11 protein-coding genes are annotated in these 16,186 nt (G+C 73.2%); 5 read left to right on the top strand and 6 right to left on the bottom strand.

The annotated features are described in order from the left end of the window. Positions 1-102 precede the first annotated feature (102 nt). Complete coding sequence (locus F0344_RS32715; protein ID WP_185302210.1) at positions 103-3,162, top strand: helix-turn-helix transcriptional regulator; 3,060 nt, start codon at positions 103-105, stop codon at positions 3,160-3,162. 352 nt (positions 3,163-3,514) lie between these two features. Beyond that, entirely contained in the window at positions 3,515-5,356 is a 1,842-nt protein-coding gene (locus tag F0344_RS32720; RefSeq protein WP_185302211.1) for an AfsR/SARP family transcriptional regulator, read from the top strand. Between the two features lie 85 nt (positions 5,357-5,441). Here the strand turns inward: F0344_RS32720 and F0344_RS32725 are convergent, their stop codons facing one another. The 6 genes from F0344_RS32725 to F0344_RS32750 form a co-directional block, all read right to left on the bottom strand. Next, positions 5,442-7,601, bottom strand: a complete 2,160-nt coding sequence (locus F0344_RS32725; protein WP_185302212.1) for a prolyl oligopeptidase family serine peptidase — start codon at positions 7,599-7,601, stop codon at positions 5,442-5,444. 175 nt (positions 7,602-7,776) lie between these two features. Further along, on the bottom strand, positions 7,777-9,180 hold the full coding sequence (locus tag F0344_RS32730) for an MFS transporter (RefSeq protein ID WP_185302213.1): 1,404 nt from the start codon (positions 9,178-9,180) through the stop codon (positions 7,777-7,779). Further along, positions 9,177-10,091: a DUF6895 family protein gene (locus tag F0344_RS32735; protein WP_185302214.1), complete on the bottom strand. Its 915-nt coding sequence runs from the start codon at positions 10,089-10,091 to the stop codon at positions 9,177-9,179. The genes F0344_RS32730 and F0344_RS32735 overlap by 4 nt, the downstream gene beginning before the upstream one ends. A 2-nt stretch (positions 10,092-10,093) precedes the next feature. Next, complete coding sequence (locus F0344_RS32740) at positions 10,094-11,290, bottom strand: radical SAM protein (RefSeq protein ID WP_308461014.1); 1,197 nt, start codon at positions 11,288-11,290, stop codon at positions 10,094-10,096. Positions 11,291-11,340: 50 nt separating this feature from the next. Then, positions 11,341-12,303 carry a DUF6895 family protein gene (locus F0344_RS32745; protein ID WP_185302216.1) on the bottom strand — a complete coding sequence of 321 codons (963 nt, stop codon included), beginning with the start codon at positions 12,301-12,303 and terminating at the stop codon, positions 11,341-11,343. Then, complete coding sequence (locus tag F0344_RS32750; RefSeq protein ID WP_185302217.1) at positions 12,275-13,474, bottom strand: glycosyltransferase; 1,200 nt, start codon at positions 13,472-13,474, stop codon at positions 12,275-12,277. Before F0344_RS32750 ends, F0344_RS32745 begins: the two co-directional genes overlap by 29 nt. A 559-nt stretch (positions 13,475-14,033) precedes the next feature. Between F0344_RS32750 and F0344_RS32755 the strand changes: the two genes are divergently transcribed. The 3 genes from F0344_RS32755 to F0344_RS36280 all read left to right on the top strand — a co-directional run bounded on the left by F0344_RS32755 (position 14,034) and on the right by F0344_RS36280 (position 16,154). Then, positions 14,034-15,137, top strand: a complete 1,104-nt coding sequence (locus F0344_RS32755) for a radical SAM protein (RefSeq protein ID WP_185302218.1) — start codon at positions 14,034-14,036, stop codon at positions 15,135-15,137. Beyond that, complete coding sequence (locus F0344_RS32760) at positions 15,134-15,796, top strand: iron-containing redox enzyme family protein (protein ID WP_185302219.1); 663 nt, start codon at positions 15,134-15,136, stop codon at positions 15,794-15,796. Before F0344_RS32755 ends, F0344_RS32760 begins: the two co-directional genes overlap by 4 nt. Before the next feature lie 178 nt (positions 15,797-15,974). After that, entirely contained in the window at positions 15,975-16,154 is a 180-nt protein-coding gene (locus tag F0344_RS36280; protein ID WP_258050320.1) for an aroma-sacti cluster domain-containing protein, read from the top strand. Positions 16,155-16,186: the final 32 nt, after the last annotated feature.

Consider the following 16,186-nt stretch of genomic DNA (forward strand, 5'->3'; position numbering starts at 1 on the left):
CACCCGGTGCCGGGTGAGGGATGACGCCCTGACGGAGCGAGCGAGGGCCGGGGTCTCCCCGGCCCTCTGCCATGAGCCAAAAGGAGCAAGTAACCTGCGCTCATGCGGGCGACGTCGTCGGTCATCGTGGGTCGGGAAGCCGAGATCGGGCTGCTGGACGAGGCCCTGGCAGGTGTCAGGAGAGGAGCGGGACGAGCGGTGTTCCTCGTCGGCGAGGCGGGGATCGGCAAGTCCCGCCTGGCAGGCGAGTGCGCCCTTCGCGCGTACGGCCTGGATGTGCCGGTGCTGCGCGGCCGGGCGACGTCCACCGGGCTCGTCGTGCCCTTCCGGCCGTTGATCGAGGCGCTGTCCTCGCGGTTCCGGGCCGCGGGTGCCCCGGACGATCCGGAACTCGTCCCCTACCGCCCGGCCCTGGCCGGTCTGGTTCCGGAGTGGCGGGCCGGCGCGGTGGCGCCCGGATATGCGATCTCGCTGGTGGAACTGGCCGAGGCCCTGCTCAGACTGCTGGCGGTGCTCGGCCGCGAGCAGGGCTGCGTCATTCTGCTGGAGGACCTGCACGACTCCGACACCGAGACGATCGCGGTCGTCGAGTACGTCGTCGACAACCTGGCGGACCTGCCGGTGCTGCTGGTCGGCACGCTGCGACCGGACCCCGGTCCGGCGCTGGACCTCGCACTCGCCGCGGAACTCCGCAACACCGCCTCGCTGCGGGAGTTACGGCCGCTGGACGAGGCAGCGGTCCGGGACATGGTCGACGCGTTCCTGGACGCCGGACCTGGTGAGGTGCCTCCGGCCGCCCACCGGTACCTCTCCCAGCGGGCGGGAGGCAGTCCCTACCTGGTGGAGGTCCTGCTGGCCGACATGCTGGACACGAGACGGCTGAGCAGGGCGGACGGCCGGTGGGAACTCGACGATTCGGGGGAGGTGGCGGTGCCGACGGGCGCGGTCCGTAGCTGGGCGCGCCGACTGGACCGGCTCGACGAGCCCGTCCGCGAACTCGTCCTCATCGCGGCCACCCTCGGCGGCAGGTTCTCCGTCGGAGCCCTGAGGTCGGTGACCGGGCTGGACGACCGGGCGCTGTTCGCGCATCTACGGGCGGCCTCGGAAGCGGGGATCATCGCTCCGGACGGTGCCGCGCACGACCACTACACGTTTCGCCACGTCCTGACGGCTGACGCGCTGAAGGCCTCACTACCGCCCGCCGAGCAGGCCGCGCTGGCCCGGCGCTCGGCCTCGGCCATCGAGGAGTCCGTCGGCGCACTCTCCGGCGAGGAACGCCAACTGGTGGCCACCCTGCGGTTGGCGGCGGGTGAGAACGCCGTGGCGTCCCGGCAGTTCGCCCAGGTCGGACGGCAGATGCTGGATGCGGGGGCGTCGGGCTCGGCCGCCGTACTGCTGGAGCGCGCCCGGGGACTGGCGGCCGAGGAGGAACGGGACGAGATCACGGTGCAGTTGGCGATCGCCCAGGCCGAATCCGGGCGGCTCGACGCGGCGTCCGTGCTGCTCGACGACCTGCCGCCGACGCCCGCCGGGTCGCAGGCCGCGGAGGACAGGGCCCAGGCCCACACGCAGGTCGCATGGGTCGCGACCATGGCGGAGCAGCAGAAGGAGGCGCGCCGCCACATACGGGCGGCCCGCGCCCTGTTCGGGGCCGAACCGCGCCCGGAGCAGGAAGCGGCGCTCGTGGTGGTCGAGGGTCATCTCGCGCTGCTGCCGGAGCAGCGCGGTGCGGGTGAGGGGCGTGGCCCGGAGGGTCGGTCCCGTCCGGACGGTCGTGAGCTGCTGAAGGCGGCGGAACGTTCCGCCCGGGGCGCCGCGCTCACCGCGGAACAACGCGGCCGGCCCGTGGTGGCCTGCCAGGCGTGGCAACTCCTCGCCCTGCTGTCCAGGGAGCGGGGCTTCGACGAGGCCGACGCCTGCCTGGTCCGGATGCTGGCGGTCGCCGAGAAGCACCGGCTCGCGGCGTCCCGGGCCGAGGCGCTGGTGCGGCTCGGCACCAACGCGTTCATGCGGACGGGCGAGGCGACCCAGTTGGAGACCGCGCGCGCGGCGGCTCACGAACTCGGCTCGCTGGTCCTGCTCCAGACGGTCGACGGGCTGCTCGGCATGCAGAGCGTGCTGGGTGGGCGGTGGGACCGCGCCCGCAGGATCGTCGAAGGGTCCGTCGAAGCCAGCGCCCGCCTCCAGAACCTGTCGGCGCACCGCTATCTGCTCCTGGTGGACGCCGTGCTCGCAGCGCACCAGGGGCGGACCCGCGAGCAGGAACGGGCCCTGGCCCGGTTCCGCCGGGCGGGCGGTGAGGAGTCGATGCTCGTCCCTCTGCAGCGCGGACTGTGCCAGGCCGTGGGCGCACTGATGGCGGAGGACCGGGAACGCGCGACTGCGGAGCTGGACGCGGCATTGGCCTGGGAGCGGGAGAACCCGAGTTTCTTCTATCTCAGCGGCCGGTACGGGCTGCGCCCCCTGCTGCGGATCCTTGACGCCGGAGCCGACTCCCACTCCAGCTCCAGCGCCGACTCCGAGGCTGAGGGTGTCTACGGCGACGGCGGCCGGGAGGCGTATCAGGAGGCGCTTGCCTCGCCTGGCGGCCAACTGGCCTGGAACCGGATGTTCCTGGGCATGGCCGATGCGGTGCTGCGCGGAAGGGACGGCGACGTGGACGGCGCGCGGCGCGCGGTGGAGGAGACCGGCCGCACGGCGGCGGTGGTGTTTCCGCAGGTGTGGCACCTCACCTTGCGACTGACGGCCGAGGCGGCGCTCCGAGATTCCTGGGGTGAGCCGGTCACGTGGCTGCGGACCGCGGAGGAGTACTTCCACGAGGCGGGCGTACAGCCGGTGGCCGGGGCCTGCCGTGCCGCCCTGCGACAGGCGGGGGTCAGCGTCCCGCAGCGCAGGGGCGGTCGGGAACTGATCCCCGCCGAGCTGCGCAGCGTGGGCGTCACGCCGCGCGAGTACGAGGTGTTCGTACTGCTCGCGGAGCGGCCCGGTAACCAGCAGATCGCGCAGCGTCTGTTCATCTCCCCCCGGACGGTGGAGAAGCACATGGCGAGCCTGATGGCCAAGACCGGTTGCGTGGCCCGCTCGGCGCTGTGTGCGCTGTCGGCGGAGCGGGCCGAGGAGCAGAAGGGTTCGGGGACCACCGCACGGGTGCCACCGGCGTGATCCGGACGGGCGATCGACCTCTCTGTACCCCTTGGCCTGTAGCCGTAGCCCACGATCAGAAGCTTGCTGCCCTCACCCTTCACCCCACACCCTCAGCCGTCAGCCGAGCGCGGGTTCGGCACGCCCGGTCCGGGGCCTGGCTCCGGCGTGCGGCACCGGCGGCCGGTGGGCAGGGCGGTGGGGGCGGGCGAGGGCCGGGATGGGGGAGGCCTCGCATTCCATGGGGTACGGACCCCCATGACCTGGTGGCTCGTGGCGCGACTCTGCGGGCCGGACACCGATGTGCGGTGGGTCCCGGCCGCAGATCATCGAGCAGACCGATCATTTCCCGTCCCCATCGGAGGTTCGCCCGATGCCGCGTCTGTCCGCGCAGCCCGCAGCGTCACCCCGCACGCTCCGGTTCTCCGTCCTCGGGCCGCTCGCGGTCCACCGGGACGACCGGGCGCTGCCCCTCGGCCCGTTGAAGCAGCGTGTCGTGCTGGCGACGCTGCTCGGATCGGCCAACTGCCTCGTTCCGGTGGACGCCCTGACCGACGCGGTCTGGCCGGAGGAGCCCCCTCGTACCGCGCGGAAGAACCTCCAGGTGTACGTCAGCGCCCTGCGACTCCTGCTCGCGGACGACGACCGGGAACGGCCGCGGCTCACGCACTCGCATGGCGGATACGTGTTGCGCGTAGCGGAGGACGAGTTCGACCTCCTGCTGTTCCGCTCCCTGGTGCGGGCCGCCGAGGGGCAGTCGCCCCGCGCGGCCGCCCGACTGCTGCGCCAGGCCCTCGACCTGTGGAAGGGGTCTGCGCTGGGTGAAGACCTGCGGCAGTCGCCCCGGTTGGCGGAGGAGAGCGAGCGGCTGGAGCTGCGCCGTCTGACGGCGTACGAGAGCTGGGCGGAGGCGGAACTGGAACTGGGCGGTGCTTCGGCGGTGGTCGAGGGGCTGCGCGATCTGGTGGAGCAGCACCCGCTGCGGGAGCGGCTGCGGTCCGCGTGGATGCGCGCCCTGGGCGGGGCCGGCCGACAGGCCGAGGCGCTCGCGGTGTACGACGACTACCGGCAGCTCCTCGCCCGGGAACTCGGCCTCGGGCCCAGTGCCGCGATGGTGGCCCGCTACCGGGCGGTCCTCGCGGGTGACGACCCGGCCGCGGCGGACCGGAAGGCCGGGCCCCAGGACGTGCCCGCCGCCTCCGGCCCCAGCCGTGCGGCGGCAGTGGCTCTGCCCTCGGACCTCGTCGACTTCACCGGACATGGCGAGGAACTGCGCCACCTCCTCGACCTGCTGGAGGACGGAGGTGCCGGGGGCATCGTCCTGCTGTCCGGCCCCGCCGGGGCCGGGAAGACGACCCTGGCGGTGCGGGCCGCGCACCTGCTGGGTGACCGGTTCGCCGACGGACGGATCCGCGTCTCCCTCCGGGGCGCCGACGGCTCCGCCCGCCCGCTGCCTGCCGTGCTCGCGGAGATCGGCGAACGCACCGGCCAGGCCGGGCTGTCGGGGCCCGAGGCCTGGCGCGCGTGGCTGGCGGCACACCGCGTGCTGGTGGTACTGGACGACGTGCCCGAGGAGCGTGCCGTACGGCACCTGCTCCCGACCGGCGGCCAGGGCAGGGTGGTACTCACCGCACGCGGTCAGTTGGGGGGCCTTGCGCCCGTGCGCCGGATCTCCGTCCCGCCGCTCGGCACCGCCGAGGCCCTGCAACTGCTCGCCGGGATCGTCGGCCGGAACCGGGTGCGGGCCGACCGGGAGGCCGCGCTGCGCATCGTGCGCGCCTGTGGCGGGTCACCCCTGGCCGTCCGGGTGAGCGGGATGCGGCTCGCGGTGCTCCGCCACGTACCGCTGCGCGAGTTCGCGGACCGGCTCACCGATCCCGCCGGGACGCTGGACGAACTCACCTCCGGGGACGTGTCCGTACGGTATCGCCTGGCCCGCGGCTGGGACGCACTGCCGCAGGAGTGCGGCAGGGACGCGGTACGGCTGGCCGAGGGAACGGGGGACGGCCCGTTCGGTCTCAGCGAGGCGGCCGAGGCCCTCGGGTGCGACGAACGGCATGCCGTACGGGTGGTGGAGAAGCTCATCGACGCCGGGATCGTGACCTCACCCGGCAGCGAGGTCACCGCCCACGCGGCACTGTATGAACTGCCTTGCCTGGTAAGGCTGTACGCGCTCGCCACCGGGCAGGAGAGCCCGGTGCCGGTCTCGGGGTGAGGGGCGGTGAGGGCTGGTGAGGGGCCCGCCCCGCCATGTCTCGCCCCGCCCCGTTCTGTCCCGTCTCATTCCGCCCCGTCCCGACTCACCCGGACGGGCACGGTCGGCCTCGCCTCACCGCCGGGGCCGGAAGCCCCACGTGCTGCGCCAGGAAGGCGAGGCACTCGGCCTGCAGCGCCGCCGCACGGGACGCGGCCCGGTCGCCGTGACCGACGCCGCGCTCCAGCCGCAGCAGGACCGGTCCCGGGCCCGACGAGGCGTGCTGGAGCGCGGCACACATCTTCCGGGCGTGCAACGGATCGGTCCTGGTGTCGCCGTCCGCGGCGGTCAGCAGCACCGCCGGGTACGCGGCACCGGGCATGACGCGGTGATAGGGGGAGTAACTGAGCAGCGTCAGCAGGTGGGCGGGGTCCTGCGCGGTGCCGTACTCGGGTGTCCAGCTGGGGCCGAGCCCGGACAGCTCGTAACGGACCATGTCAAGCAGTGGCGCCATGCACACCACGGCGGCGTACTTCTCCGGCTGCTGGGTGAGGGCCGCACCGACGAGCAGCCCGCCGTTGGACCCGCCCATGACCGCGATCCGGCCCGGCTCGGTCCAGCCCGCCGTGACCAGCAGGTCGGCGGCCGCGTCGAAGTCGTCGAAGGTGTTCTGTTTGTGCTCGCCGCTGCCGGCCCGGTGCCAGCTCTCGCCCTCCTCCCCGCCGCCCCGCAGACCCGCCCAGGCGAACACGCCTCCGGCCCTGACCCAGGCGAGGACCTGGGCGCGGTAGCGGGGTGACATCGTCCGTCCGAAGCCGCCGTACCCGGTGAGCAGCGCCGGACGCGGTACGTCCGGACGTCCGGTGGGAGAGATGACGAACATCCGAACCGTGGTCCCGTCCCGTGACGGGAAGGCGACCTGGCGGGTGACCGCGCCCTCGACCGCCAGGTCGCCCGCGGCGTCACGCTCCCAGCGCGTCACGCGGCCGTCGCCCGCCTGGAAGCGGAGCACCCGCGGCGGCGTGACGAAGTCGGTGTACGCGAACCAGGCCTCCCCGCTTCCGGGCAGCCCGGCCGAGAAGTCGCCGACCGCACCGGTGCCGGGGAGAGGGACCGTGGCGACCTGCCGGCCCTCGGCCAGGTCGTGCACGGTCACCTCGGCCACCGTGTCGCGGGTCCAGGCGGCCAGGCCGAGGGGGCGCTCCGGCCGCGGACCCGACAGGACGACGAGATGCGTCAGCACCGCGTCGGGCCGCTCGGGGATCACCTCACGCCAGGCGTCGGGTCCCAGGTGGAGTTCCGACGGCCGGCACGCGACGACGCGACCGCGAGCGGCGCCGCGGTCGGTGCGCAGCCATACCCGGTCCCCCGGCCCGGTGCCGGGCACCGCGTGCAGACGGGTGGCGGCCTCCATACCCTCCTGGACGGGCCTCAGCGGCGGGCGGTCGAGCGGGCCGGCGGACAGGTCGGCCAGGTAGAGATCGGTGCCACGGCCGGTGCCGAGCGTTGCCGTGACAGTCAGCCAGCGGCCGTCGGTGGTCACGGAGACGCTGTAGAACTGGGTCTTGTCCCGTCCCTCCCCGAAGACCACGGCGTCCGCTCCGGGCGCCGTCCCGACCCGGTGGAGGTGGACCCGGCGGTGGTAGCGCTCCTCGCCGGGATTCAGCCGGGGGTCCAGATGCCTGACGTAGTAGAACGCCTCGCCCCCGGGCAGCCAGCCGATCGACGACTTCCGCACCCGGTCCACCGGCCCGTCGACGACCTTCCCGGTGGCCACGTCGATCACATGGAGCAGCGAGTCCTCCGTGCCGTCGCTGGACACCTGACAGGCCAGCAGGTCACCCTCCACGGAGGGTTCCCAGGCGTCGAGCACGGTGCGTCCGGACGGGTCGAGGACGCCGGGGTCCAGGAGCACCCTCTCCGCCCCGTCCGTCCCGGCCTCCGCCACCACGAGCACCGGATGTTCCTGGCCGGCGTCCTGCCGCAGCCAGAAGACCCTGCCGCCGCGCACCTTGGGGGACCGGGCACGGTCGACGGCGTTGAGCGCCGACACCTCCGCCTCCCACCGCTCCAGGCCGGGCCAGGCCGCCCGCTCCACGGCGTACAGGGCGTCCTGCTCCGCGCTCCATCGGAGCGTGGCGGCGGACTCGGAGTCCTCCAGCCAGCGGTACGGGTCGGGGACGCGCACCCCATGGAGCTCCTGGACGACGTCCTGCCGCTCCGCCTGGGGGTACTCGCGCCGTGTCGGTCGCGCTTGCGGGGTCACTCGATGCTCCTTCGTCGGTGGTGGGCGGACGTCGGCCGCGGCCCCCGGCCGCCGGCGCGCGGACCCGTTCGCGGCCACGCCCACCAGCGTGTGCGGGGCCGGGAGCCGGGCCGCTCGGTGCCGGGCTCCTGACGACGCGTGGCGCGGCTCCCGGGTGGCGCGGCTCAACCGCGGCTCAACCAGGGTGCGGACCGGGCCGCGGACCGGGCCGAGGGGCCGTCGGGACACCGGCTTGCTCGGCGGGCTCCTCCTCGACCGCCTCCCCGGCCGTCTCCTCGGCGGGCAGGGCGAACCAGGCGTAGACACCGGACAGCACGACGATGAGCCCGGAGACCGCGAAGATCGTGTCGATCGGGCCGAACCGCAGACCGCCGACCGAACCCCCGACGTCCCGCAGGACCGAGCCGGCGAGCCAGCCGGACAGCACCGCGGAAAGCATCGACGCCAGCTTCGTCACCGGATAGAACACGGCCATCACCCGGCCCAGGTACTGGGCGGGCGCCGCCGCGAGCAGGAGCGGCGCCATCGCCGTGTTCAGCACGGTGAGCGGAACCGTGAAGACGAAGAGCAGGGCGATGCCACCGACGAAGCCGGTCTGCCGGGAGTAGGCCACCAGCAGAACTCCGCTCACCAGAAGGCTGATCCAGGTGCTCCGCCGTGCTCCCAGCCACTGCACGACCCGGCCGCCGCACAGCGCGCCGGTGATGCCGCCCACTCCCATGGCCATGCCGATGTATCCGTAGAGATGGGCGGACGCGTGGAGGTTGTCGGTGGTGAAGAAGACGTTGAGGGTGCTCAGGGCGCCGATCCCGAACTGGCCGATGACGGCGAGCAGGAGCAGCGCGACGAGGAACCTGCTGCGCGCGAAGAAGCGCAGGCCGTCACCGAACTCACGCCACACGCTCGCCGGTTGCTTGCCCGAAGCCTTCCGGGCGGGCCCCGCACCGGCAGGGTCCGCAGTCGGGGGACGTAGCCGGATGGAGCGGATCGCGATGTACGACACCGCGTACGACACCGCGTTGAAGAGCATGGCCCACTGCAGACCTGCGGTGAACAGCAGCGGCGCAGCGAGGGGCGGCCCTATGATCCAGGCCGTCTCACCCGTCGCCTGGCCGATGCCCGCCGCCCGCGCACGGTCGGCGTCCCCGGTCACGAGGTCCGCGAGGATCGCGAAGCGGGCGGGCGAGAAGAACTGGCCGGCCGCGTGCAGCATCAGCACCGTCGCGTAGACGAGGGCGAGCCAGGCCGCTGCCGGGAGGGCGCCGACGGGGAGGAAGGAGACGACGGTCAGCACCGCCACGAGCCCGCCACGGACCACCTCGGTGCGGAGCATCGTGACGCGCTTGTCCCAGCGGTCGACGAACACGCCCGCGAGCGGACCGATGACCAGCACGGCGGCGCTCGACGCCAGCAGGACGCCGCTGACCGCCATAGGCGCCCACGTCTCGTCCTTGGCCAGAACGGTGGCCACCCAGAGCACCAGCGTGGTGCTGAAGACGGCGTCACCCACGGACGAGACGGCCTGACCGAACCACAGCCGGGTGTAGTCACGGTTGATCAGCGTCAGGCGCGGGTTCACGACGGCCTCGGCGACGAGACGATCAGTGCCATGAGAGCGGTCACCAACGTGGTGTGGTACGCCTTCCCGAAGAGTTCCCCGGCCGGGGCCGACGGGGACGCCAGCAGCGCGGCCGACCGCGCCGGAATCGCGCCGTCGGGCCGTTGGGCCCGCACCAGGCACTCCACGGCAGCCGCTCCCGAGGGCGTGCTCAGGGGGTCACTCCCCAGGATGAACTGGGTGAGGACGAGTTCGGCGGCCAGGTCCCACCGGTCGTGCGCGACGCAATGGCGCAGCATCCGGGAGACCAGCGCGTGCGCGTGCGCCAGGGCGCGCCCGGTCACCCCGGAGTCGGTCCGGCCGAAGTCGCCGAGATAGAAGCCGGTGTGCGTCAGGGCGTACGCGTCCGAGGTGCTGAGCGGCGCCTGGGCTTCGGCTCCGACGCCGTGCAAGGTCGCGAGCGGGCTTCGCGGGAGGAGTTCGGCGTACGTCTCCATGCCGTGGTGTACCCCGGCCTTGTCCGCGTAGTAGCGGATCTCGATGCGCCGGTAGGGCGACTTCCCCTCGGGCGAGAAGAGGTCGGGGGCCAGCCGTGCGAGCGCTGCCCGGCGCTGGGCGTCGTCGACTCCGTCGGGGGCCAGCGCGGCGTAGACCAGCCCGTACGTGGAGGCGTACGCGGGTGTGTCGTCGAAGAGCCGGGGGAAGTCCGGATCCTGCCAGAGCTTCCGGACGAGTGCCGTCGCCCCGCTCAGCGCCTGACGCCCGTCGTCCGCGCGGGCCGCGCAGTGGCAGAGCAGCGCCAGTTCCAGCGCGGCCTTCGCCGTGCTGTACGTCGCGGAACGGGCGCTCGCCGAGAACGGGTCGAAATGATCCAGGTTCTTCCCCAGCCAGTCGAGCGCGCCGGAGGAGAGCTGCTCCAGGGGCGAGGGCATGGCTACAGCCGCCCCGTCTCGTCCAGGTAGTCGAGCAGGGCCGTGTCGACCGTGTCCCGGAACCTCGCGAGCGTCCGCGCGTTCTCGTCGAAGCGGTAGAGGTCCTGGCAGGCGACCCAGCGGTCACCGGTCACCGTGCTGGGCCGGTAGCCGTCGGCGACCGTACCGACCTCCCAGTCGGGTTTGCCCGCGGTCTCCCAGCAGCTGGCCAGGGTTCCGTCCGCGCTCACCACCGCGCCGTAGCGGCCGTCGGCGTGGCCGCAGGTGACGCATGTCTTGCGGGCGCCCGGGCGGCTCACGGTGAAGCCGAGGTCGAGCGCCCGGCGCTGCCACCGGGTGAAGGCGGCCGGGAGTTCGCCCGTGTGAAGGAGACTGTTGGTGTATCCGACGCCGACGTCACCGATGCGGGCGAAGTACAGGGTGCACCGTGCGGGGTCGAGCGAGGTGGCGAGCCGGTCGATCAGCGCGTCCACCCCGTGGAAGGTCTCCTGAGAGACGTTCACCCGCAGGGTCCACTGGATCGGCGAGACCTCCGAGGCGTTGACGATATTGCGGATGATCTTGTCGAAGGTTCCGCTGCCGTCCGCCCTGCCGATCCGGATCCGGTCGTGATCGGCGCGGTCTCCGTCGAAGGTGACCTGGACGGACGTCAGGCCGAGGCCGGTGAGCCGTCGCGCCAGCGACGGGGTGAGCAGCGTGGCGTTGGAGATCATCCAGGCCGAGGTCGGCGCGATGTCCGTGGCGCGCTCCAGCAGTTCCAGGCAGCCGCGCGGATTGAGCAGGGGTTCCCCGCCGAAGAGGAGGATCCGGAGCTTCTCCAGGCCCACGGCGGCCATCTGCCGCTCGGTGAAGCCGAGCAGCGAGGTGATCGTCTGTGAGTTGAGGCGGGTGCGGGCGATCCGGGGCGGCCGGGTGCCTCCCGCCTGGTCCTGCGCGGTGTTCTGGAAGCAGTACCCGCAGCCCAGGTTGCAGTGGGTGCTGGTGAGGACGGTCAGCGCGTAGGCGCGCACCGTGGAGGGAGTGAACATGCCGCTCTCGCGCAGCCGCTGTTCCGCCTCCGGACGCAGGGTCCCCCCGGCCGTGACGTGCCGGCCGCCGAGACGGGCCACCCCGCCCGGCCCGAGGAACCACCAGTTCCGCTCACCCTGGAGGAGGCGCGCGCCGTCGGAGGAGCCGAGTGCCGTCCGGTCGGACGGCAGGGCCTGTCCGGGGTTCACCGGTAGCGTGGTACTCACTGCCTGGTCGATGGTCACGGTGCCTCCCGCAGTGTCGATGCTCCCGCGGCGCAGAGCGCCTCGGCCCGGCCGCTCGTGACGATCAGCGTCGCCAGCGCCGTGACGACGGTCGTCTGGTAGGACTTCCGGAAGAAGTCCACCGGTGTCGCGTCCGCCGCCGCACGTTTGATGACGGACCGTCCGGGGATCGCCCCGTCGGCGGACTGCACCCTGGCGAGCATCCGGAGACCGGCCGCCCCCGAGGCGGTGACCAGCGGATCCGCTCCCAGGCAGAACTGGGCGAGCACGAGTTTCCCGACGAGATCCCATTCGCCGAGTCCCACGCAGTGGTCCGTGAGCCGCTCCACGACACGGAGCGCCCGCCCCCGCTCCTCGTCGGTCAGGGCGGGAGCGCGGAAGCCGAAGTCGCTGAGATAGAAGACGGTGTGGGTGACCACGCAGACATCCAGATCGGCCACGGGCAGTGTGGTGGCCCGGGCGAGGAGGCTGGCGGCGTACAGGTCCTCGTACGAAGCGAACCGGTGGTCAGCGCCCGCGAGATCGGCGTAGTACCTGGCCTCCAGATGGAGGTACGGCGGCTTCCGGCGCGGCGCGAGGTAGCCGTCGGCCGTCAGCCGGGCCAGCACGGTGCGGGGCTCATCGGTGACGGCCCCCGCCGGTGTCAGCGCCGCGTACATCAGCTCGAACTGCCGAGCGTAGCGGCGGTCGAGGGTGAGCAGGTGCGCGAAGTCCACTCGCTGCCATGCCTGTTCGACCACAGAAGCCACTTCGGTCAGGGCGGCGTCCGCCGGTGCGGCCTCGCCCCAGCAGCGGCGGAGCAGGGCGAGCTGCAGAAGGGCCTTCACCCGCGGGGTCACCGGCAGTTCGGTGTGGGCGGCCGGGGAATCGAGGTACCGCGCGTGCCGGCCTATCCAGTGCCGCGCGCCCTCGGACAGACGTGCCACGGTCTCATCGAGGCCGGCTGATCGCGTACTCATGGTCCTCCTTCGGGGGCGCGGATGCGTGAGCCACCCGCTCGACGATGTCGGCGGCGCGCGCCGCGCTGCCCGGCGTGGCCAGCCTCCCGCCGAGCGCACGGGCACGGGTCCGCAGGCCGTCGTCGTCCCACGCCGACTCCAGCAGCGTGGACAGTGCCACGGACGGGGTGTTCGGGACGCGCACGGCCACGCCGGCCCGTACGCAGGCGCCGGTGAGCAGCGGTTGCTCGGAGCCGTTGGGTGAGAGTGCCAGGGGCCTGCCGCGCAGCAGAGAGGCCAGTACAGGAGCGGAGGTGCCGTTGGCCAGCACCATCCCCGCCAGGTCGACCAGCGGACCCATCCACGGTTTGCGGACCAGCAGGATGTCGGCGCCCGGAGCGGGCCGCGGGTCGGTGGACCGGCCCTGCTCGACCACGGCCTGGAACCGGCCGCCGGTGAACGTCTCGTTGATCCGGGGCCACAGGCTGCTGCCGCCGAAGAAACGGCCCAGGTGGACGTACACGACGGGTTTGCCGGACCGTGCCAGGTGATCCCTGACGGCCTCGGCCTCCGCCCGGGCGGGCGTCGGTTCCCAGGCCAGTGGGCCCACGTGCCGCACCCGCTCGGGGAGTTCCGCGCCCGGGTACTCCAGTGCGGGATCCCCGCGCAGCAGCAGCGCGTCACCCAGCAGCGGGCTGTCCGCCCACCGGCAGGCACGCCCCGCCAGGCCCGCTTCCTCCCGCGCGGCGGCGTGGATCCGCCGGCAGTCGAGGGTCCGGCTCTCCCTGGTCCTGCCCAGAGGGGGTTCGTCGGCGCCTCCCGTCCGGTAGTCCCACAGGTGGGCCGAGAGCCCGATCACCACCACCGGAATGTCCAGTGCCTCGGCGGCGAGCAGGGCGCCGTTGCACAGCACGGAGGTGACCAGCAGGTCGGCCCCCGACTGCCGGGCGGCGCGCAGGGTGGCCCGGTACTGCGCCGGGCCGGTCTTCCCCCACCACGTGGCGGAGAACGCCCGCTGCCCGCCGAAGTCCTCCGCCCTCGCGAACGGCAGTCCGGCCCCCGCCACGACGGGCGCGGCGGTGGAACGGCCCAGGACGCTGACGTGGTGGCCCCGGCGCCGCAGCTCCCGACCGGCCGCGATCGCCGGGTAGAGGTAGCCGCCGTCGCTGAGCGGGCAGAGCAGGATCTTCACGGCATGCACGCTCCCTCGCGGTGTGGCGGGCGGTGGCGGAACTGATGGGCCGGGGTGGCCGCGGGCCCCCCGGCTCCTGGCAGGATCTGCCGAGAACCGGGTGGCCCGCGCGGTGCTCAGACCTCATGACCTCGTGTCAGGAGAGGTCGCTGGAGTTGTTGACGATGCAGCCCGCTTCGGCTTCCTCGTCCTCGCTGTGGGCGACGACCTCGATGTCCTCGTCCTGGGTCGGCTGCTGGTTCGTGTTCTCGGGCATGTGTGTCCTCCTTGGTCGGCGGCGTCGCTGCGCCGGCTGAGAAGAAACGTACGGATGCCCGGTATGCGAACGCCTGGGCGTCGGTTCGGTGGCGGTATACGTCGACCGTGCGGGCTCGCGACGGCCCCGCGACCCGGCCGCACGCCCCTGCCGAACCCCCACTGCCGGGCCTCCCGGGTGCGTATACACCCGCTCAGAGCTGGGACTTAACCGTTCACCAGGCGTCCGTGAACCGGAAATCGGGCGCTCGGGGACACGATCCGGAGCATGCTGCGCGCGCGGCACGAGCACGGAGGAGGAGACATGGAGCTGGCAGAGCTCATCGGTCTGCGACCGGTGCCGTGCGGCGGCCTCCTGGTGGCTCTCACCCGTCGCTGCCCCATGAGCTGCGCACACTGTTCAACCGGATCCTCCCTGTCGGTCTCCGAACAGCCCGAACCGGAGCGACTGCTGCGTTTCATCGGTTCGTTCGGCACCGAGAACCGCCCGGAGGTGGTCATGCTCACCGGGGGCGAACCGCTGCTGCTGCCGGAACCGGTCGCAGGCCTGGCCGCTCTCGCACGAGCGGCGGGCTCCCGGGTGGCGTTGATCAGCGGGATGTTCTTCGCCCGGGGCGGTCGGGTCCCCGACCGGATCATGCGCGCGATCACGGCCCTCGACCACTTCTCGGCGAGCATGGACGTGCACCACGAACGTGAGGTCCCGCGCGAGGACGTGCTGCGCGCTCTTCGGGCCGTGCTCGACGAGGGAATTCCCGTCAGCGTCCACCTCACCGTCAGCGGCCCCGACGACCCGTATCTGATGGACGCCGTCGCGGACGTCCGCCGTGTCTTCGGCGGCCGGGTGCCCATGCTGGTCAACGAGGTCCGCCCGCTCGGCCGCGCCGCACACCACGTCCGGGCGACACCGCCGGGACCGGACGGCTCCCTCGCGTCCCCCTGTGCCCTGGCGGCCTGGCCCGTGGTCGCCTTCGACGGGACCGTGGCCGCCTGCTGCAACCAGTGGACGGTCGACCGGCGCCCCGTTCCCCCGCACCTGCGACTCGGCCACATCGCCGACGACGACTGGCCCACCGTCCGCGAGCGCTCCCTCGGCTCCCCGGTACTGCGGATGCTGCGCGCCGTCGGCCCGCGGCGCCTGCACGGGCGGTACGCGTCCTCGCCGGCTCCGGCCGGCTACTGCGGCAGCTGTCACGCGCTCGCAGACCGCCCGGAAGTCCTGGCGGGGGCGGCACGCGAAGCGGGCGGCCGGGTCGGTGAACTCCTCGACCGGATCAGCGCCGATGAGCAGCGCGCCGCCGGGCCCGCCGCCCTGGTACGCCGCCTGGGCTGCGCCCCCTACGCGCACCTCGTCGAGTCCGACGCCGTCCACGAGCCGGTTCCCGCCGAGGAGGGAAGTCACCGATGAGCACCCCCGCGTCCTTCGCGCTCAGGACCAAACTCACACCCACCACCCCCGTCCTGAGGGCCGCGACCGCGGCCCTGTGGCGACCGGAGGGACTGCGTGGGCGGTACGTGCGCTACCTGGCCGCCATGCATCCGCTCGTACGGGCATCGGTGCCGCTGCTGCGACGGGCCGCCGAGCGGTGCGCCGAGCTGGACGACCCGCCCTCGCGGCGGCTCGCGGCGTACTACACCCGCCACGCCGAGGAGGAGCGCGACCACGACGCCTGGTTGCTCGACGATCTGGCCACCGCCGGTGCCCGTCCGGCCCCCATGCCGCCGCCCGTGGTCGTCGAACTCGTCGGAGCGCAGTACTACAGGATCGAGCACGAGCACCCCGTCACCCTGCTCGGATACATCGCGGTCCTGGAGGGCCATGCACCCGGGCCCCGGCTCGCGGACCGCCTCATTGAGGCGACAGGGCTCCCCGCCGGCGCGTTCCGCACCCTCCGGGAGCACGCGGAGCTCGACGGCGGGCACCTCGACGACCTGCACCGGGTGCTTGACGCACTCGAACCGGCCCCGGCCCGGCAGACCGCCGTCTCCGTCAGCGCGCTGCACACGGCCAACCTGCTGACCCGGCTGTTCCTTTCCCTCGCCGACGACCCCGGAGGGCACCCATGACCGAGGACACGACACCGCGACCCGCCGCGCCGCATTCCACCGCGCCGCGCCCCGCCGCTCCGCACCCCCGGTTCCGCACCCCCCGGTTCCGCACTCCTCCGCAGACGACAGTGCCTCGTCCAGGGAGTCCCGTGAGTCCCGTGAGTCCGGTGAGTCCCCCTCCGGTTCCCGGCCCACGCTGGAGGCGCTCGCCGACGCGGGGTTCGAGGTCGACGCCCTCAGTGAGGAGCAGCACGAGGTCCTGGGGGCTCTCACCCGGGAGGAACTGGCCCTGCTCGTCGACATCCGGGGCCGGCTCGACGCGGCGGCCCCCGAGGTGCAGGCCCACGCCGACGTGGCGGGCGGCGCCCTCTTCTGACCTCGGCCACCCCTCGGTCACGCGCCCATCGG

The sequence above is a fragment of the Streptomyces finlayi genome (assembly GCF_014216315.1).
Classification (GTDB): domain Bacteria; phylum Actinomycetota; class Actinomycetes; order Streptomycetales; family Streptomycetaceae; genus Streptomyces; species Streptomyces finlayi_A.